The organism is Shewanella cutis (assembly GCF_022410515.1).
GTDB classification, from domain to species: Bacteria; Pseudomonadota; Gammaproteobacteria; order Enterobacterales; family Shewanellaceae; genus Shewanella; species Shewanella cutis.
In genome coordinates, this window is the sequence record NZ_JACSDI010000024.1 from 46598 (window position 1) to 66332 (window position 19735).

Sequence of the window (19735 nt, forward strand, 5' to 3'; positions counted from 1 at the left end):
CAACCGATATTGACCTAATCTTTGGCCTGTTTTCTGGGTCACTGTGTCAAGGTGTGGGATTATAACAGCAAGTTAGCGATCCTCGTTACCGCTTTTATAAGAAACGGATCACCTGATTACTGCTACCTCGATATGGGAGACTCGGATCGGCAAGGTTTTGCTCAAATTTGCCGTCCACCAGCACATCAACATACTTGAGCACCACGCGTTGCTCATCGCTCAGGTCATCCCATACATAGCCAGTCCACAGCCAAATATCTTTACCGGGACATTCAGCTTTAACGCGTTTAACAAGCGCTAATATTCCCTCAAGATTGGCGGGTAACAGTGGATCACCACCAGAGAGTGATAGACCACGGCGCACGATCCGCAGATCCTGTAAATCCGCAATGATATTATCTTCCATTGCCTTATCAAATAAATGGCCTGAGCGCACATCCCAAGTACTTTGATTATAGCAACCACGGCATTGGTGCTCACAACCAGAAACAAACAAGGTCGCCCGAGTACCGGGGCCGTTAACCACATCAACGGGATAATATTGCTGATAGTTCATTGCATAATACCGATACGAAATACAGTGAGCGCCAGACTGGCTAAAGATCAAAGCACAGACCTCTCCTAAGCGACTGTGCTATATCAGTGTAACAAAGGTAACAAGGCAAAAGTGTTACAAGTGTTTAATCCTGCGCTTCACTTCTTCTTGCTTACCATGGTTAAAGGGTCTGGCATCGGGGCTACCTAAGTAACCACACACACGGCGGGTTACTGATACCCTGCTCGGCTCATGGTTGCCGCATTTAGGACAAGTGAATCCTTTACTCGTACAGCTAAACTCCCCCGTAAAACCGCAATCATAGCATTCGTCAATCGGCGTGTTAGTGCCGTAGTAAGGCACACGGCTATAACTGTAATCCCAAACATTTTCGAGTGCTTCAATATTGTGCTGCATATTGGGGTATTCGCCGTAGCAGATAAAGCCGCCATTGGCAATGGCAGGATACGGCTGCTCGAAATCGATTTTATCGTAAGGATTCACCCGTTTTTCCACATCCAAGTGGAAGCTATTAGTGTAATAACCCTTATCTGTGACACCCGCGACCACACCAAACTGACGTGCATCGAGCTTACAAAAACGACTACAGAGACTCTCACTAGGCGTACTGTAAAGGCTAAAACCATAACCCGTTTCGGCCTTCCACGCGTCGGTCGCCGCTTTGAGATACGCAACTATCGCTACGGCTTTCTCCCTGAGCTGTCCATTATCAAACACATGGTTTTCAGTGCCATAGAGTGCATTAATGGTTTCGTGTAAACCAATATAGCCTAACGAAATCGATGCACGACCATTTTTAAAGATTTGAGCGATATCATCGTCGGCACGCAGGCGCACACCGCAGGCGCCTTCCATATATAAAATGGGTGCGACTCTGGCTTTAACGCCATTTAACCGTTCGATGCGGGTGTCTAATGCGCGGCGGGCAAGCAATAGGCGCTCATCTAAAATACGATAAAACTCAGCCTCATCACCTTTAGCCTCGAGGGCAACACGGGGCAAGTTTAAGCTGACAACGCCAAGGTTATTGCGCCCTTCATGCACGAGTTCACCGTTTTCTTTATAGGAGCCTAAAAAGCTACGGCAGCCCATAGGAGTTTTAAATGACCCCGTCACTTTTTCGACTTGCTCGTAGTTCAAAATATCCGGATACATCCGCATCGTAGCGCATTTGAGTGCCAGTTGTTTTACATCGTAATTGCAATCGCCGACTTTGTGGTTAATGCCATCACGGATAGCAAACACCAATTTAGGAAACACCGCTGTCTTACGATTTTTACCTAAGCCCGCCATGCGGACTTTCAGCATCGATTGCTGAATTAAACGCGACTCCCACGAGGTTCCTAGCCCAAAACCAAAAGTCACAAACGGGGTTTGTCCATTGGCTGTATGCAAGGTATTGACTTCGTACTCAAGGGACTGGAAAGCATCATGGCATTCTTTTTCAGTCTGCGCGGTAGCGTAAGCTTTAGCATCTTTAATCTGCCAATTCAGCGCCACTTGATAATGCTTGTCATAACTCTTGGCCACAAAAGGCGCTAACACTTCGTCAATACGGTTAATGGTCGTACCGCCATAAATATGGCTTGCTACTTGGGCAATAATTTGTGCCGTTACAGCTGTAGCCGTTGAGATAGATTTAGGGGTTTCAATTTCGGCATTGCCCATCTTAAAACCGTGGGTCAACATGCCCGCCAAATCAATCAACATACAGTTGAACATCGGGAAAAACGGCGAGTAATCGAGATCGTGATAGTGGATCTCACCCATTTCGTGGGCGGCCACTACATCCTTAGGCAAAATATGGCTCTTGGCGTAATGCTTGGCGACAATTCCCGCGAGTAAATCTCGCTGAGTTGGGATGACTTTAGAATCTTTATTGGCGTTTTCATTTAACAGAGCGGCATTACTTTGCTCGACTAAGCCACGAATTTCTAAGTTGAGTTTGCTCGTAGCATCGCGACAAATATCCCTGTCGTGGCGATATTCAATGTAGACCCTTGCTAATGACTTGTAGGGGCCTTCCATCAATAGGTTTTCAACCGCATCCTGTAAATGGTGGATCTCAACTTCAGCCATATTCGCCACTCGCGCGCTCACACAAGCGGCTACCGTCGCGGCATAATCTGCATCCTCTATTCCAACCGAGTTTGCAGCGGCGATCACTGCATCTCTTATCCTTGTTTCATCAAAAGGTGTGCGGCAACCATCCCGCTTGATCACGACCGGCATTGTTCAGTTCCTCTCCATCCTGATTAAAATTAACACTACATATAGTGATTTGATAATCAATAAACACAATATGTAGGCAATTAGGCGACATCGACACCTAAAATTCCATGATCCAGATCATGATTTATCGGATGGATAAAAAGAACAAATAAGAACTGCTGCCAAGCCCAATGATCTCAGTTTTAAGCCTTGACCTCGACGCGAAAGCAAGATAGCGGCGCTAAATGGAAGGATTTAACAACACTAAGGGCTATGATGCTAAAAATCAAAACCCTTTGTTTTGACGTAGAAAAAATAGCAAGGCTTAACGCTTAGCCAAAGCAAGATAACTGCTTAATTGCCCCTGCGCCGATTGCTGCAGTCCCATTGATGAAGCCACTTGCATGGTCGATTTGAGACCTTGCCATAATCGTTTTTGGCTGTCGCTCATGGTGGGATTACTATTCAAATAATCCGTTAATTGACCAAACACTTTAGTTGCCTTTTGCGCCAAAACGGGCGAATGGGCATCATCCATATTCTTCAGCACATTTTTAGCCTCAACTAAGGTACTGATCATCGGGCTGTTTGGCGACTTTTCAGCCAAGGACTTTAACTCATCGTCGATAAAATCCTGCAAAGACTGCTTATTGGGGTTTTGACTCGGCACAGTAATGCCGTTTTGCGAAAGGCGTTCAACTTGGGCATCAGAAAGAATGCCGTCCTTTTGAAGCCGCGACACTAGCGCAGGGATATCCGCCACACTAAATTTGCCATCGGCAAAAAAGTCTTTCGACATGGCCTGAATTTTTTGTGCCCGCACTGCCCGAGGTGACAGCGCAATCTCATCACTCGGTTTAGTGTCAGTCTTTGAGGGTTCCTTTGTGGATGAGTTTGCATCCGTGCTCGGCTCGGTTTTACCCGTATCTGTCTTCTTGCTATTAAGGCCATAGGCTTCAGCAGCATTGCTGCGATTAAGATTAAGGGTATTTAAGAGAGAATTCATCGTCAATAATTCGGCGTCTAATACTGAGTGGCGTTTATAAAGCAAAAACTAAGCCAATCAAGCATTAGCTAGCTTTACTTCGCGAGTATCAGATGCATTCGTCCTACCGAATTTAATCTTTCCAAATGGCAGCTTCAATCAAATGTGCCACTTTTGCCACGGCGGCCTCTCCTGCTGCGATGGCTTCAGCTGCTCGATGGAACTCCATGGTGCCGATATTCGCGACTTCAGGTACGATGCAGATATCAGGCGGATCCCCCATTAAACGCGCACGTTTATGTCGCTGTTCTAAAATTCCCATCGACTGTGACATTACCGCAATCATGCCTGGGTTAGATTTAGTTCCAAGGGAAAACTTGTCGGTTAAGTTACTGACATATTCCCGCCCTCGGGCGAATAAATCCATAAAGCCGGTTTCTTGGCGCGCAGGCATCTCCGTGTCTTCTTTTGTTGCCCGGTGACTGGTCATATTGACAGGCAAAACTTGTAATCGACCAGAGTGAAAACCATGCAAATCAACAGCAATGACAATATCAACACCCATTGCTCGGCTCACTGAAACTGGAACAGGATTAACCACTGCGCCATCAACTAACCAACGTTCACCTTGGCGAACTGGCGCTAATATTCCTGGCATAGAGCAAGAAGCCCGAACAGCTTGGCGTAAGTCACCATGACGGAACCAGATTTCCTGTCCTGAATAAAGATCAGTGGCAATTGCTGCAAAGGGATATTCTAAATCCTCAATATTGACATCACCAATGCGCGACTGCAGTACATCGAACACTTTTTCGCCGCCAATCAGTCCACCTTTACGCCAACGGATATCCATCAGCCCCAACACATCCCAACTGGAGAAACTGCGCACCCACTCTTCAAGCTCGGCTAAATGATTATGAGCATACGCTGCGCCCACCAAAGCACCGACAGAGCAACCTGCCACCTTATCAGGTTTAATTCCCATCGCCGCAAGTCCGTTTAGCACACCAATATGCGCCCAACCTTTTGCAGCGCCACTGCCTAATGCGATGCCGATTGTCGGAGTAGTCCCCTTGCCCATTATAATTTCCCTTAATAAATCGATGATTTGAAGAAGCTAAGTACTTTCCAGAGTGCAGTAAGCCATTAGACAACACTATTCGTTATTATTACTAGGACGTATTGAGGTTTCTAGGGTATTTTTACAGAGATTGGCTTTAGCGTTTATCTAAGTAAAAGTCCATGCTGTGTGGTTATTCGACATAAACGAACGATAAGATAACACTGTAAAAAGCCCCCCCAAATCCAGTTCGAAGGGTTCATCTGTCAATTCTCTCTTTCACAACAACAGCTCGCCATAGGATTGCAATAGCGACATGTCACTCATCGTTTTGTGAGCATGCACTTGTCTTAACGCACGCAACCGAATCAGGAAATATCAACACGCCCTCGTGATTACCTTCATTTATACATTTAACGATCGCATAGAAAATCATGGCTCAGTGACAACAAGGTCACTTTTTATCCTCTCAGTTCAGAGTCAATTCAGTTAAAGATGATCTCAAAGACAAATACATCGATTGATGTATGCCACACAAATATGCGGCTATTTAGATGATTCCGTAAGATAATGCCTGATCAAGATAGCTGACCATAGTGATTTAGCGCTATAATCTGCCCTCACTCAGATTTAGGGGATATGCCTTTGCAGTTTACTGATTTTTCTCTGGACCAGCGTCTGTTACAAAGCTTAAAGCATATGGGGATTGCAACCCCAACCGCCATCCAGGAACAAGCCTTACCTATCGCCTTGGCAGGTAAAGATTTAATGGCATCATCAAAGACAGGGTCAGGCAAGACCTTGGCGTTTTTGCTGCCAGCATTGCAAAGGGTTATCTCCACCCGCGCCCTCAGTAAGCGCGATCCTAGAGTATTAATTTTATTACCGACCCGCGAATTGGCCCATCAGGTTTATAGCCAGTTACGTCTACTGGTTGCTAACACCCAATATAAGGCGATTAGTGTATTGGGTGGCGAAAACTTTAACGATCAAGCCAAAGCACTAGCAAAGGAGCCACATTTTATTGTGGCAACGCCTGGGCGAATCGCCGATCATTTAGAACAAAAAAATTTATTTCTCAATGGATTAGAACTATTAATCCTCGATGAAGCCGACCGCATGTTGGATTTAGGCTTTGCGCCACAGTTAAAAGCTATCAACGAGGCAGCCGATCATAAACGTCGTCAGACCTTAATGTTCTCAGCAACGTTAGATCATAGTGAAATCAATGAGATTGCTGCAGCGTTACTCAAGAATCCATTACATGTTGCGATTGGCACTGCTCACGCTGAACATCAGGATATTTCGCAGCGGATTTATTTGTGCGATCACTTAGATCACAAAGAGGCCCTACTCAATCGTTTGCTTAGCGATGAGTCACACAAACAAGTGATCATTTTTACCGCCACCCGTGCCGATACAGAACGTTTAGCCGCAAAACTCTCGGCTCAAGGGTTTGCGACCGCCGCTTTGAGTGGCGAGTTAAAACAAGCGGCACGTAATCAGATCATGGACCAATTTGCCCGTGGCCAACAGCAAATACTGGTAACCACAGATGTGGCATCCCGAGGCTTAGATTTACTCAATGTCTCATTGGTTATCAACTTCGACATGCCTAAATTTGCTGAAGAATATGTCCACCGCATTGGCCGTACCGGCCGTGCTGGTGCAAAAGGTGATGCTATATCCTTAGTTGGGCCGAAGGATTGGGATAACTTTAAAAAAGTACAACTTTTCTTAAGAAAAACCTTTGAAATCAGTGTAATTAAAGGTCTCGAACCTAAATTTACCGGTTTAAAAGATAAGCCAAAGTCCGTCGCGACTAAAGGTGTGATCAAGGCAAACACAAAGGGTAAATCTAAGCCCAAGTCGAACATCGTTAAAGCAGCGCCATCACGTGATAAACGCTTTATCACGGGTATTGATGTCGGTGATGCACCAATGCGCAAAAAACCTAAGGCACAGCAGCTGCAAGAGAGTGACGACGAGATCTGAAAATAACGCAAAAGATGGCTCAAGTCCGTCATACTTGGGCTCTTAAAATCCATGTTTCGCTGGAGTCATTCTACCGGCGATACATAAACAATTTGAAATAGTTAAAGGTGTAACATGCGAATTTGTGGTGTTGAATTAAAAGGTGGCGAAGCCATCATCAGTCTGCTCAGCTACGAAGGGGAAACCTTCAACGTACCCAGCTGCCGTAAAGTGTCTTTTAGCATTGCCCAGTCAGCATCTACGGAGGCAATTCGTGAATTTCACTTTGCTTTCCATAAGTTAATGGAAGATTACAAGGTCGATGAAATTGTGATTATTGAGCGTGAGCAAAAAGGCAAGCTGGCCGGTTCTGCCACCAGCTTTAAGCTCGAAGCGGCAATCCAATTGGGCGATGTGCCTGTGACCTTGTTATCACCCGTTGCGATTAAAGAACAAAACAAGCGTAATCCACCACATGTCGACTTCGACACCTTGGATTTAAAACGTTTCCAACAGCCCGCCTTCGAGGCAGCCTACGCTCAGCAAAATCGCCATATTTTTGGTAAAGCTTAAACGCTCTTGCTTGGCGCTATCGCTTAGCGCCAAGCCTGTTATGTGCAACAAGAATCATGCAAACCTTAAAATATATAAGCGGTTATAGCCCAGATATCCAACGTCAGGTTCAGCAGCTTTTAGAAAGTGGCAAGTTAGGTGATGTATTGCTGCGCCGTCATCCCCAAGTTCACGAGATCCGCAGCGATAAGGCCCTTTACGACTATACCCAAGGGATCAAAAATCAATTTTTACGCCAATCCTCCCCCCTATCAAAAGTGATTTTTGATGACAAAATAAGTATTAGTCATCATGCACTTGGCTTACATTCCTACGTATCTAGAGTGCAAGGTAACAAAATCAAAGCGAAGAATGAAATTCGCATATCTTCTCGCTTAAAACGTGTACCAGAACCCTTGCTACGAATGGTAGTTGTACACGAACTCGCCCACCTAAAAGAGAAGGATCATAATAAAGCTTTCTATAAGTTGTGTACTTATATGGAGCCCGATTACCATCAATTCGAATTCGATCTGCGTTTACTGCTAACCTGTATTGATGCTAACCAATCTCCCTACTCAAACTAAACAAGCTTATTTGAGTAAGTTAGCATTTTGCTCATCGATTTATTGCGTATAGTTGACTGATAATAATTTTCATTTAAAATGAATCGGTCTTATCCGTTACCGCACTAAAGCCGTGTAAAAGTCGTATGAAAAAACAAAAGATTGGTAAAAAGCTAGAAAAGTGGTGTGACAAACAAGCCAAGAAACTGCAAAAGCAGCAGACAAAATCCAATCGCCCTGTCGAATTACAAAATCTTTATTCGCCAAATACACAAAAAAAACATGCGACTCAGGCTCAAAATAAAAAACAGCAGCGTAAACACTTGAGTCAGTTATTATCCGAATATGTGGCGAAACAGCAGATCCAAACCCTCGATAAGACCAGCCGAAAGAAACAACTTAAATTAGCTAAAGCCCATTTTAGTGCTGCGAATGATGCTAAATTTTTATCATCCGCCGTTATTAAGCGTATTCGTCCATTGCCTACTGAACGCAGTTTTGCACTTCGTCCCTATAAAAAATCCCCCTGTGGAGGTTGCCCAGCTTTAAAAGGTCGTCTGTGTAAATGTGCGTTAAAGGCAATGCAGAAACGTCAGGCCAGTTAATTCGTTTGAGTTGACTACCGTACCCCAATCAAATTAGATAAAGACAAGGCAGCGTAACGAAAGTGACTGGCTTATATCTGCACTAGGCAAATCTACAAGGCGATATCAGCATTTATCCTTCTGTTGTTTATATGCGTGTTAATTCTGCCAACTTAACTCTATTTATCGCTTTTTAAAACAGTAAAGATTCCCCCCTTTATCTGAGTACACATCCTTACAATTAGTTGTTCAATAAACACGCGTTTTTAAGCCGTCATCGCTAAACGCTGCACAAATGAAAACGCCGATGAACTCAAATTCATCGGCGTTTTCATATTCGGTTCGCTCGGATTAATGAATGTGCTAGCCTAAATTCATTAACGCTTGGCGACTCTTAACCATATTAGTAAAGCTACGTAACTCTTGATTTGCTAACTGGTTTGCCATTGGAATATCGGCTCTCATTGGGTCTACGGGCTTACCGTTTACATGGAATTCATAATGCAAATGCGGTCCGGTAGAGCGGCCTGTATTACCTGATAAAGCAATCACTTGTCCACGAGTCACCCTTTGGCCTTTACGCACTAACGCCTTTGAAAGATGTAAATAACGGGTGCGATATTTACCACCATGTTCAACCACAATATATTTACCCGCGAACTGGTGATCTGTGACTAAGCTCACTACACCATCGCCAGGAGCAACAACTTTAGTTCCAATTGGAACCGAAAAGTCAGTACCATTATGGGGAGAAATACGCCCAGTAATAGGATGTTTACGGGCTGGATTAAAGCGAGAACTCATACGAGGCTGTTTAGCCAACGGAATACGTTGGAAAGCCCGCACTAAACTACGTCCTTTAGCATCGTAATAGCTGCCATCAGTATGTTGAAAGGCGCTAATTTCAGAACGTCCTGTTTTAATACTAACACCCAATATTTGGCTACTACCTGTTGCTTCACCTTCAACATATTGATCATTTACCAAAACAGAAAACGTATCACCTGCATGTAGATCACGAGCAAAATTCACTTTTTCTTTGAGTAGATCTTCAATCCGCTGAATATCGGCTGCTGCTAGGCCCATCTTTTGAGCCGAGACGTAAAACGAACCTTTAATATCACCCGTAAGGATACGATTTTGCCAAACACCCTCAACGTTAACTTCTTCAACGTTAAAGCTACCATCGTCATAACGGGTAAATACGACTTGACGAGCGGCGTTAAAATAAAGTTCTAACTTTTGCAGCTGACCAACATTATCAAGCCAAAATTGAATACGGTTTCCAGGTAATAAAGTATCAAGAGCCAGAATGTTTAAATCGGCCTCTAACACTTTATACATAGTTTGCTGATCGACCCCAGCCTTAGAAAACAAAGCGCTTAAGGTATCTCCTGATGCGATAATACGCTCATAGTCAGGGGTATTATCAACAATTGGAGCCGTTTCTACAGTTTCAGAAACTTGGGGTAATATGGTTTCAATATCGAGAGCAACGGGAATGCGTTGGGCTGTCGGCACCACATGATTGGTATTCGGCATCAGCATCGCCGCGCCGATTAATAAACCACCAACAAGGAGAATATTTTTATGGGCCGAAGATAAATTCTGCAAACGGATTTGCGGAAAATTAGCCAAATTGGGTTTGCCTGTCTGCAACGCCTTCACCTTTTGTTATCGTTTTTGCGTTATATTTTTGAACCAGTCCCTACATGGGAAGCCCGAATTTTCCCAACTTATCCCAAAAAACCGATTATGACAAACGCTATTTTACACTTTTGCAGTACTATTTAGCAAAAACATGCGTCATCTATCACTTTAAACTGATTGTACATTCTATATCCAGTTGTAAAATATTACAGCACTATATGAATAATATATCTAAAACAATAAGTTAAAAAACGCACTCTACACATAGATGTTTCTAAGGCAAAATCACTTTGATTTCACTCCCATGGGAAGTTTTCAAGAGATCAATTCGGGTATTTATCTGCTCTTTCATCTCAGAAACATGAGATATCACGCCGATCATTCTCCCTGTCGATTGCAAATCCATTAAGGTGCGAATTGCCAGCTCGAGGGAGTCCTGATCCAGGCTACCAAAACCTTCGTCAATAAATAACGTATCGAGTTTTATGCCCCCAGCATAGGCTTGCACCACGTCTGATAAACCCAGCGCCATAGATAAAGCGGCCATAAAACTCTCCCCACCACTTAGGGTCGCCACGGGGCGCACTTTTGCGGTGTAAGCGTCTTCGACTTCAAGCTCAAGCCCTGATGCCTTATTTCCCTTTGCTCTGTCTTCTTTACGCAGTAATCGATAACGACCTTTACTCATCAGGTGTAATCTCTGCGTCGCGGCGAGTAATACATCATCGAGTAAGACACTTAATACAAAACGTTGCAGAGAAATCTTGTTGCCTGTATTCCCATTGGCCACATCGGCCAAGGTGCCAATAATGGCGTATTCATCCTCAAGGGCTTTGGCTTTTTGATCGACAATACTGAGCTGAGTTTGTGTCTGTTTAAGCAAAGAGAAACGCGTATTAAGTTGGCTCCATGTAGCTTCAGCGAGATTAAGTTGTTGGTGCTTTTCAGCGAGCATGGCTTCTAGGGCATCAAGGTCGGGTACGCTGACATCACTAAGCTGAGTTTTTTGCTGATCAAGCTGTGATTGATTTAAGGCACACTCACGCTGATAGGTTTCAATACGCTCGCCCAGCGCTTGCATTTGCTCATCGGTTAACAATGCTGTCCCTAATGCGTCCCTATCAGTAAAGCCCGCTAAATGCAGTTGTGAGTTAAGGTCGCCCAAAACCAGAGCCTGCTGCTCATCTGCGCTATGACAGCGTTGTATTGCAGCCTCTAGCGCCGTTTGCGCCGCCACACAATGCTCGGATGCCTGCTGCTGTGCGGTTCTAAGGACATGAATTAGCCCACGAGTCTTCTCAAGCTGCTGCTGATTATCATTAATCGCTTGATTTAACTCAGCAAGCGAGCGGTATTCCTCAGGGATCCGCAGCGCCTTTTCAGCTAATTGGCCAGATAAACGCGCCACTTCGCCTTCTTGTTGATGATAGCGCTCACGCTCAAGCTCTAATTGTTGCGTCAATGCGAATTCTTGCTGCTGCAACACTTTGATTTGCTGCTGTAACTGCTGCAATGCTTGGGTAGCGACTTCAGCTTGTTTTGCGTGGCGTGTTAATTCTTCAAGTCGATGGAGATGCGATTCAAGTGGTAACTCGACCGAATCCCCCAGCGAAGAGGCCAGTTCATTTGCCTGCGATTGCTGTGCTTCTAACTGTTTTTGTAGCCCCCGATACTCCGCCCTCGCTTTGCTGAGCTGTTCGAGAGCATTGACCTCGGCATCCTGCGCTGCTTGAAGCTGTGCGTCCGTTGGTAAATGATCATGGCTGGTTGCAGGATGAGGATGCTCGATACTGCCGCAAACTGGGCAGGGTTCTTCGAGTTTGAGCTCCCTCGCTAAAATGGCTGCTTGGCCTTGAAACCAGTTGAGCTGTAAAGACTTATAGTCACTTAGCGCTGCCTGATGCTGCGCGTTCAGCATCTTTCCTTGTAATCCTGCTTGTACAAGCGACTCTTCAGTTTGGGCGACTTTGGCGCAGATTTGTTGCCATTGTTTGAACAACTCAAGTAAGTGGCGCTGTTGCTGCAAGGCTTGTGCGGTCGCGAGTTGACGCTCACTTTGCTGTTGTAATGCTGGCAATTGATCTTCATAGGTGCTGCGCTGCTCAACTAAGCTTGCAAGTGCCGTCTTAGTCTCTTGCCCCTGCACTTTGGTTTGTTGCAATAAGATGTTTGCCTTAGCCAATGCTTGCTCAACATCGGCAAACTCAGCCAATTGCGGTGCTAGCGACGTTAAGCTGTTGCTCAGTTGTTCCTGAGTTCGTAAGCGCTGTTCTAGGCCGTTAAGCTCCTGCGCTTCACTATCAGCTTTGGCAAGCGCAAGCTTTGCCGTATCGAGAGCCATTTGGGCGTGGCAGCGCTGATCATTAGCAATCATCGCTTCCTGCTCCCTCGATAATGCATTATCCAATAAGGGCTTTAGACGCTGCGCTTGCTTTGCCACATTCAGGCGAGCCGTTTGCGCTGCAATATCGGCTTGCTGTTCATGAAGCAAGGTGGCTTGGGATTCCAATTCACTTAAACGAGTAAATTCAGCAAAACGCTGCTGCGCACTGTCATGCTGTTTTAGCGCCTGTAGATGCTCAGCCGTGCAACGTTCTTTCGCGCCGATAGCAGCCGCCAATTCTGGTTCTATTCGACTAAACTCGGCGGCCAGTTCGTCGTCATTCGCTAGCTCCGCGGTTTGTAAAATGCCATCGCGACGCGCACGCTGCTCTTTAACCAAGGCGCGGATGTCGGCCGCCTTCGCCTTTAAGATATCTTCAATACGTTTATAGATATGGGTTTGAAATAATTGACTAAAAATTTGCTCACGCGCCTTGGAGTCGGCCATGAGTAATTCACGAAACTTACCCTGTGGCAGTACCATAACCTGACGAAATTGTTCTACGTCTAAGCCCGTTAACGCTTCAATTTCAGCCGTTGCCTCTGAGACTTTACTGGCGACTAATAGGGTTTCAGTACTATCGGGAGCGATCTTAAACAGCTGCGCCTCGCTCTTTTGGACTGTCGAACCCTCGCCATTCTTTTTGAGTCTGTCCTGCTCTGGCACTCGGCGAATACGATACGCAGTGTGACCTAATTTAAAACTAAAGGTCACCTCAGTAAGCAGATTATCATCGGCCATATCGCAGCGCATTTGGCTGCCTTCACGTTCATTGCCGGTGGTTTTTCCATACAACGCAAAGCAGATACCATCGAGCAAAGTCGTTTTACCCGCGCCAGTTGGCCCGTTGATTAAAAATAACGGATTATCACCAAGTTCAGTAAAATCAATTGTCTGAGTCGACGCAAACGGGCCAAAAGCCGACATGGAAAGTTGTAGTGGCTTCATTCTGCCTGCTCCTCTTTTGCGTCACGATGTGTTTCGCTGCGTTCGAGCCCGTCTCGATGAAGCTGGGTTAGGATATCCTCCATCACCGCCTGCTGCGCCGGCGTTAATTCATCCCCCGAGACTTGGGCAAAAAAGTCACGGAACATGGCCATTTCACCTTTTTTTATATGATCTCGATTTAGCACCACCGCCTGATCGCCCGCCATCAATCCCGTGCGCTCTAAATGCAGCACATTGGGATAAACACTGCGCAGTTTGCCCATGGCATCTAAAATGGCGTGCTTATCGAGAAGTCTCACCATCAGATAATCCTCACGCTTGGAATCGGTTTTCCCTACTGCTAATAAATGTGCCAATTCCCCTTCAATAATCCGCACATCACGTAGCGCAGTTAAGGGCAAGAGTTGGATTTGAGCGGGAGATTGCGCAGCGATATCCACTAAGGTGACAGACTTATGCTGATATTGCTCACTAAAGGAATACTTTAGGATTGAGCCTGAGTAACGTATCTGTTCGCAGCCTTTATATTGCGGGCCATGCAAATGCCCTAGGGCGACATAGTCAAATTCACTAAACAGCCGTGGGGAAATTTTATCCGCGCCGCCGATACTTAATGGCCGTTCAGATTCAGACTCGCTGCCACCATCCAAAAAGCAATGACTCACCACCACTTTAGGTAAACCTTGGCTATCATGGGAGTGGACCTGTTCTAGCAATAACGCCATCGCCTCTTCATGGCTCGATACGCTAAGGCCTTTGGCATCGGTTTCAAACACTTGGCGCACGGTGGCAGGTTCAGCGTAAGGCAGCGGATAAAAGTAAGCATCGCCACTGGAACTGGTTAAACGAATAGGCACTAATTCGGCCTGTAGCGGCCCAATAATATGTAAACCGCTAGCAACCATTTGTTTCGCGGCAAATCCCAAACGCTCATGGCCATCATGATTACCAGCAATCATCAGCACTTGTATACCTAATTGGTTAACAAGGCGATTAAGTACATCATCAAGCAGGGCGACGGCACTGGCGGGTGGAATCGATCTATCGTAAATGTCCCCCGCAATAATCACCGCATCAACACTGTGCTGCTTTGCCAATGCAACGATTTGATCAAGTACATGGGCCTGATCATCCAGTAATGATTGATTATGTAACTGACGACCAATATGCCAGTCTGAGGTGTGAATAAATCGCATTGCTGCTGAACCTTAATGGATGCTAAGCCAACGCTATGGCGCGAGATGCTTATCGTTAAGTTGTTTGTCGAAGCTGCTTGTCGGATAACGTCGCCCAATGGCTCGCCAATAAGCCCTAAAAACACGTTAAAAAATGCTAGGTTATCCTAAAAAATGCCGCTGAGTATAGTCAATACAATGGGAGTGGAGAGATTTACAGCAAAGAGGTCGAAGACTGCGCTAACAGCTAACCATTAGCGCAAACTAGGTCACAGTTCAACTACATAAGCTCGTGCCAAAAATCATCATCAAAACAGTTGGTATTGGCTGGCGAGCAATTTCACACTCATGGCAAGCGACATGGTCACCACTAAAGGTTTAATGATCTTTGTGCCTTTAGTGACCACTAAACGTGATCCTAATGTTGCCCCAATGGCTTGGCCCGCTAACATCACTAAGCCGAGTAACCAAATGACCTTTCCGCCAAGGGCGAAAAAAATCAGCGAGGCAATATTGGTCGAAAAATTCAACACCTTTGCGTGAGCTGTCGCTTTGGCGAGGCCAAAACCCGCGAGGGTAACAAACGCCAACGCAAAAAAGCTGCCCGTCCCCGGACCAAAAAAGCCATCATACAAGCCCACACCTAAAGCGGCAGTAAAAGCAAAGGCGGTAGGGGTTAAGACTTGATGCCTATCCTCCTCAGAAACCTTCTTCGAAAACAAAAAGTAACAACCAATGGCGAGGATCAAAAACGGCAATACTAATTCGAGGATTTTGGTATCCACTAACTGCACCAACACAGTGCCTAACGCCGCGCCGATAAAGGCACAAAACAGCGCGAGTTTGACAGTTTTGAGATCAACCAATCCCTTACGCACAAAGTACAAACTGGCAAAAAAGCTGCCGCCGCAGGCCTGTAACTTGTTGGTACCAAGGGCAACCGCTGGCGGCAGCCCTGCCCACATTAACGCAGGAATGGTCAGTAATCCTCCGCCGCCAGCAATGGAGTCAATAAAGCCCGCCACCATCGCCACGCCAAACAGTAATACTGCAACTTGTAGAGTTAATTCAAATTCCATAATTTTTATAATTGAGTTATAGGAGCTAAGGCTTCGCATTAGACTGCGTTTGCCTTATCAATGCAAAGGAGTTATTGTCGCGCTAGCGTGAGTAAAGCTCACACTAAACCGTTTGTTAAACACCTTGATTCGGATATGGATATGTTTACTAGCTTGCCACCGCTCAATGCATTACGGGCATTCGAGTCCGCCGCCCGCTTACAGAGTATAACGCTGGCAAGCAAAGAGCTGCACGTCACCCATGGCGCCATCAGTAAACAAATCAGAGTGTTAGAAGATTTTTTAGGGTTCGCCCTCTTTGTTCGGCTCCATAAAAAAGTTGAACTCACAGACGAAGCCAAACGTTACTTACCCCATGTACAAGCGGCGCTGCAAACCCTGTCGAGCGCCACCGCCGATTTACGTAGCCAAGGTTCTCGGCCACAAACCTTAGCCATTAATGTATTACCGAGTTTAACCATTAACTGGTTGATCCCTCGTATGGAGCAATTTAAATCTCGCTATCCACATTTATATGTGGATCTCTCGATAGGTGACTTTGCCGTTGATTTCAGCCAAGGGCGTTATGACATCGCGATCCGCAGTAGTACCAAACTGCCCAAGGGAGTGAATTACATCAAACTCATGGATGAAGACCTGTGCTTAGTTTGCGCGCCGTCATTGGCCCCAAAACTGCAATGTATTGAGGATATTAATCATGTCACCTTACTCAAACACACCACTCGTCCAGAACTCTGGGATTATTGGGCTGAAAAAGTAGGGTTAGTGCTTACACAAGAGCAAACATTCGGCGTTGAGCATTTTTATATGTTAAGTCAGGCGGCTGCTAGTGGCATGGGCGCGGCGCTGATCCCACGCTTTTTTATTGAAGAACAATTAGCTAACGGCAGTTTAGTCATCCCCTTTCATGCAACGTTTACCAGCCCATATGTTTATTACCTTCTCACGCCTAAATCCCCAAGCTTGCCGTTAAAAGTGCAAGCATTTATCGAGTGGATGCTTGACCTCTTCGCCCCTTATCGAAATGAATGCTAAAGACCCAAAAACCACCTGAAGGTGGTTTTTACGTCAGTCATAGCAAAACACTTTACATGGTTGCCATTGTCCAATAATCGAGGCGCTTTTGTGGATCAGCCAGTAAGTTTTTACACTGCTCTTTATATTTCCCCATCAACGCCCCGAGATTACTAGAGCCACCTAGGCTTTGTATTTGGCGAGCTTTTGCATCGGCAACGGCTTGGGTAACTTCAGCTTCTGACTGGTATTTTTTCGCCAGAGTTTCGGCTTCAACTTTAGAGGTTTTTAAGCGTTCACCTACCGCTTGCATTTGCGGTGCATTCATGGCGCCAATCGCTTCAGAGCTAATTTGATAATAGGCTGCACATTCAATGGCTTCTTTAGCCAAAGCTTTTTGGGCTTCATCAGCAAACACACTGTGGCTCACAGTCAACATAAGACCTGCAACAGCAAAACCTTTTAACATTGATATTGTCCTTTTTATTAAAGATTAAGAATAAGCTACTTTAGCCTAGAATTTAGCTCAAGCTCGTAGGTTAAAAATTGTTGATCACGTACAAACCCTAACGCTTCATAAAAGCCCTGAGCTCGTAAATTTTCTTTTTGGGTTTCAAGCACTAAATAACGCGCTTCTTGGCTACGTGCATAATCTGTTGCCCGTTGTACCAGCGCCCTACCAAGCCCAACACATCGTGCATGTTGAGTGACAAATACATCATTAAGAATCAAAATCGGCGCTAAATGAAGTGATGAATGACTGGGATATAACTGTACAAAACCCAATACTAATCCTTGGGGTGAGCGCGCAAAAAAGATCACCGATGAGCCCTCGCGCAAACGAGCTCGAATAAACTGCTCCCCCGCCTCTAAATCATCCTTACAACCATAAAACTGCCGATACTCATTAAATAAAGGGGCTATATCATGACAGTGGGATTCATTTGCTTGGAGAATTATATTTGCCATCACCTAACCAACCTTCAGTCCATAGCCGAATTGACGTTTTATCAAGCCAGATTTACTCATATTGCATATGCGCTTTACACATCTATGGCCTCTTATACTCACGGGCGCTGTTGCAAACGAAATAGCAAATGCTGTTTCACGGCCACCCACTCAGAATCAATAATGGAATAAACCACAGTGTCACGTATGGTGCCGTCCTTAAGAATTTTATTATTCCGTAAAACCCCATCTTGCTTTGCCCCTAAACGAGCAATAGCTTGACGCGAAGCTTGATTGTGCCAATGGGTTCTAAACTCCACCGTGATCGCCTCAAGGATTTCGAAGGCAAAGGTGAGCAGTAACAGTTTAGCCTCGGTATTAATGCCTGTGCGCTGGGCGCGCTTAGCATACCAAGTGTACCCAATCTCTAAATGGCGATGTTCACTCTCCCAATGGCAAATCCGCGTACAACCTACAATCTCACCAGAAACTTTGTCCCGCACCGCAAATGGAAAACATTCACCACGGGATTTGTCCGCTAAGGCTTTCATTACATAAGCTTTCATCTCACACGGCTCAGGCACACTGGTAAACCACAAACGCCACAATTCACCATCGATAACTGCTAGGCTAAGCGCCGCGACATGGGATAACGACAAAGGCTCTAGAACGACATATTCACCATTTAAACACGCTGAAAGATCATCATTGCCCATTATCTCGTCTCCATTAGCTCTCTAAAAAGTGTGTCCTTGCGCACATTTTTTACTAGCCTAACATTTATAGAAAATAAAAAAACCCATATTTTCAATGTGATTATATAAATTGATGTTCAGGATAAAGCTAAGCTTATCTTAAGCTTCACCGATGAAAATGAGTGGCTCATGAATGAGTTAACGACTCGTGACTAAATAATGACTGTGCCTCAAGTACATTGCTATACGATTAAAATCTGCCGTTGAGTTATACCAATTATATTAATTATGTGATCTAATTGGTCATCAGTTTTTAATCATACAAATATGAATCATCCCCACATCGCAGCCTTATACCAATCCGCATTGAATTGTGATCTAAACGCCAACTCAAGGTCAGTCGCCGCAATGTCAATGAATGGGTTAAAAAATACTTAGATTCTGGCATTGATGGTTTGAAAGCCAATATGAGCTCGACAAATGCGAGTAAACTCAGCGCACAGCAAAAGCGGACTCTTTATCAATATATAGACGATTTAAGTCGCTCCGAATTAGGTGGACGATTAACGGGCGTTGATATTCAATCCTATATAGAACAGCAGTTTGATGTCCATTACCATCTAAATCATGTATATAAAATATTGAAAATTATCGGTTTAAGTTGGATTGTCAGTCGCTCTAAGCACCCAAAACACTCCTTAGAAGCTCAAGCTGAGTTTAAAAAAACGATCGCAACGCACCCTGTTTATATTCCTTTAGATAGTGTCGATATTTGGTTTCAAGATGAAGCCCGATTTGGTCAGCAGAATACAACGACCAAACTGTGGGCAGCAAAAGGCTCCCGCCCCAGAGCGGTAAAACAGCAACAATTTGAATATGCTTATCTGTTTGGGGCTGTTTGCCCATCAACGGGGGCAACAGAAGCGTTGGTCACTCCCTTTGTTAACCTGGAGTCGATGCGACAACACTTGAAGCAAATTTCAGAAGCAACCCACTCGGATAGGTATGCTCTTGTTATCATTGATGGCGCGGGGTGGCATACGGACGATATAGCCAAAGATTTTGCTAATTTATCAGTCCTCAAATTACCTCCCTATTCTCCAGAGCTGAATCCAATAGAGCAGGTATGGCAATGGCTAAGACAGCACTGTTTAGCCAATAGATGTTTTAAAGGGTATAACTATATCGTTGAGCAGTGTTGCAGTGCTTGGAATACATTTATTCAGTGCAAGAACAGGGTAAAAAGTTTGTGCACAAGAGATTGGGCTAAAGTGGGCAATATCTAATGCGGATTGGTATTACTGATTTTTAAAATAGCTGAAATGAAACTTTAAAAATGGTGTCTATACGCCGGA

At 45.0% G+C, this 19735-nt stretch carries 16 protein-coding genes and 1 pseudogene; 6 read left to right on the top strand and 11 right to left on the bottom strand.

Annotated features, from left to right (window positions below; translation table 11 throughout):
* Positions 1 to 94: 94 nt before the first annotated feature.
* The 4 genes from nrdG to rssA form a co-directional block, all read right to left on the bottom strand.
* Positions 95 to 556, bottom strand: a complete 462-nt coding sequence (gene nrdG, locus H9J30_RS19830; RefSeq protein ID WP_240132569.1) for an anaerobic ribonucleoside-triphosphate reductase-activating protein — start codon at positions 554 to 556, stop codon at positions 95 to 97.
* 114 nt (positions 557 to 670) lie between these two features.
* Complete coding sequence (gene nrdD / locus H9J30_RS19835) at positions 671 to 2788, bottom strand: anaerobic ribonucleoside-triphosphate reductase (protein WP_240132570.1); 2118 nt, start codon at positions 2786 to 2788, stop codon at positions 671 to 673.
* A gap of 304 nt (positions 2789 to 3092) precedes the next feature.
* Positions 3093 to 3773 (bottom strand): hypothetical protein, encoded by a 681-nt coding sequence (locus tag H9J30_RS19840; protein ID WP_240132571.1) that lies wholly within the window; start codon positions 3771 to 3773, stop codon positions 3093 to 3095.
* A 112-nt stretch (positions 3774 to 3885) separates the two neighbouring features.
* Positions 3886 to 4833, bottom strand: coding sequence for a patatin-like phospholipase RssA (rssA, locus tag H9J30_RS19845; protein WP_240132572.1), 948 nt, complete (start codon positions 4831 to 4833; stop codon positions 3886 to 3888).
* Between the two features lie 624 nt (positions 4834 to 5457).
* On the opposite strand from rssA, the gene H9J30_RS19850 reads away from it, so the two are divergent.
* The 4 genes from H9J30_RS19850 to H9J30_RS19865 all read left to right on the top strand — a co-directional run bounded on the left by H9J30_RS19850 (position 5458) and on the right by H9J30_RS19865 (position 8509).
* Complete coding sequence (locus tag H9J30_RS19850; protein ID WP_240132573.1) at positions 5458 to 6807, top strand: DEAD/DEAH box helicase; 1350 nt, start codon at positions 5458 to 5460, stop codon at positions 6805 to 6807.
* Positions 6808 to 6921: 114 nt separating this feature from the next.
* Positions 6922 to 7359 (top strand): DUF3010 family protein, encoded by a 438-nt coding sequence (locus H9J30_RS19855; protein WP_011072758.1) that lies wholly within the window; start codon positions 6922 to 6924, stop codon positions 7357 to 7359.
* A gap of 56 nt (positions 7360 to 7415) precedes the next feature.
* Positions 7416 to 7925 (top strand): M48 family metallopeptidase, encoded by a 510-nt coding sequence (locus H9J30_RS19860; RefSeq protein WP_240132574.1) that lies wholly within the window; start codon positions 7416 to 7418, stop codon positions 7923 to 7925.
* Between the two features lie 125 nt (positions 7926 to 8050).
* On the top strand, positions 8051 to 8509 hold the full coding sequence (locus tag H9J30_RS19865) for a hypothetical protein (protein WP_240132575.1): 459 nt from the start codon (positions 8051 to 8053) through the stop codon (positions 8507 to 8509).
* A gap of 342 nt (positions 8510 to 8851) precedes the next feature.
* Here H9J30_RS19865 and H9J30_RS19870 read toward each other — a convergent pair whose 3' ends face one another.
* The 4 genes from H9J30_RS19870 to H9J30_RS19885 all read right to left on the bottom strand — a co-directional run bounded on the left by H9J30_RS19870 (position 8852) and on the right by H9J30_RS19885 (position 15723).
* On the bottom strand, positions 8852 to 10147 hold the full coding sequence (locus tag H9J30_RS19870; protein WP_240132576.1) for a peptidoglycan DD-metalloendopeptidase family protein: 1296 nt from the start codon (positions 10145 to 10147) through the stop codon (positions 8852 to 8854).
* Positions 10148 to 10412: 265 nt separating this feature from the next.
* Positions 10413 to 13469, bottom strand: coding sequence for an AAA family ATPase (locus H9J30_RS19875; protein ID WP_240132577.1), 3057 nt, complete (start codon positions 13467 to 13469; stop codon positions 10413 to 10415).
* Complete coding sequence (locus H9J30_RS19880; RefSeq protein ID WP_240132578.1) at positions 13466 to 14665, bottom strand: exonuclease SbcCD subunit D; 1200 nt, start codon at positions 14663 to 14665, stop codon at positions 13466 to 13468. The genes H9J30_RS19875 and H9J30_RS19880 overlap by 4 nt, the downstream gene beginning before the upstream one ends.
* A 287-nt stretch (positions 14666 to 14952) precedes the next feature.
* Complete coding sequence (locus tag H9J30_RS19885; protein WP_240132579.1) at positions 14953 to 15723, bottom strand: TSUP family transporter; 771 nt, start codon at positions 15721 to 15723, stop codon at positions 14953 to 14955.
* A gap of 141 nt (positions 15724 to 15864) precedes the next feature.
* On the opposite strand from H9J30_RS19885, the gene H9J30_RS19890 reads away from it, so the two are divergent.
* Positions 15865 to 16758, top strand: coding sequence for a LysR family transcriptional regulator (locus H9J30_RS19890; RefSeq protein ID WP_240132586.1), 894 nt, complete (start codon positions 15865 to 15867; stop codon positions 16756 to 16758).
* A gap of 52 nt (positions 16759 to 16810) precedes the next feature.
* On the opposite strand, the gene H9J30_RS19895 is transcribed toward H9J30_RS19890, so the two are convergent.
* The 3 genes from H9J30_RS19895 to H9J30_RS19905 all read right to left on the bottom strand — a co-directional run bounded on the left by H9J30_RS19895 (position 16811) and on the right by H9J30_RS19905 (position 18401).
* Complete coding sequence (locus H9J30_RS19895; RefSeq protein WP_240132580.1) at positions 16811 to 17206, bottom strand: hypothetical protein; 396 nt, start codon at positions 17204 to 17206, stop codon at positions 16811 to 16813.
* Positions 17207 to 17241: 35 nt separating this feature from the next.
* Positions 17242 to 17706: a GNAT family N-acetyltransferase gene (locus H9J30_RS19900; RefSeq protein ID WP_240132581.1), complete on the bottom strand. Its 465-nt coding sequence runs from the start codon at positions 17704 to 17706 to the stop codon at positions 17242 to 17244.
* Between the two features lie 98 nt (positions 17707 to 17804).
* Positions 17805 to 18401 (bottom strand): GNAT family N-acetyltransferase, encoded by a 597-nt coding sequence (locus tag H9J30_RS19905; RefSeq protein ID WP_240132582.1) that lies wholly within the window; start codon positions 18399 to 18401, stop codon positions 17805 to 17807.
* A 306-nt stretch (positions 18402 to 18707) separates the two neighbouring features.
* Between H9J30_RS19905 and H9J30_RS19910 the strand changes: the two are divergent.
* A pseudogene (locus H9J30_RS19910) lies at positions 18708 to 19666 on the top strand (IS630 family transposase).
* Positions 19667 to 19735: the final 69 nt, after the last annotated feature.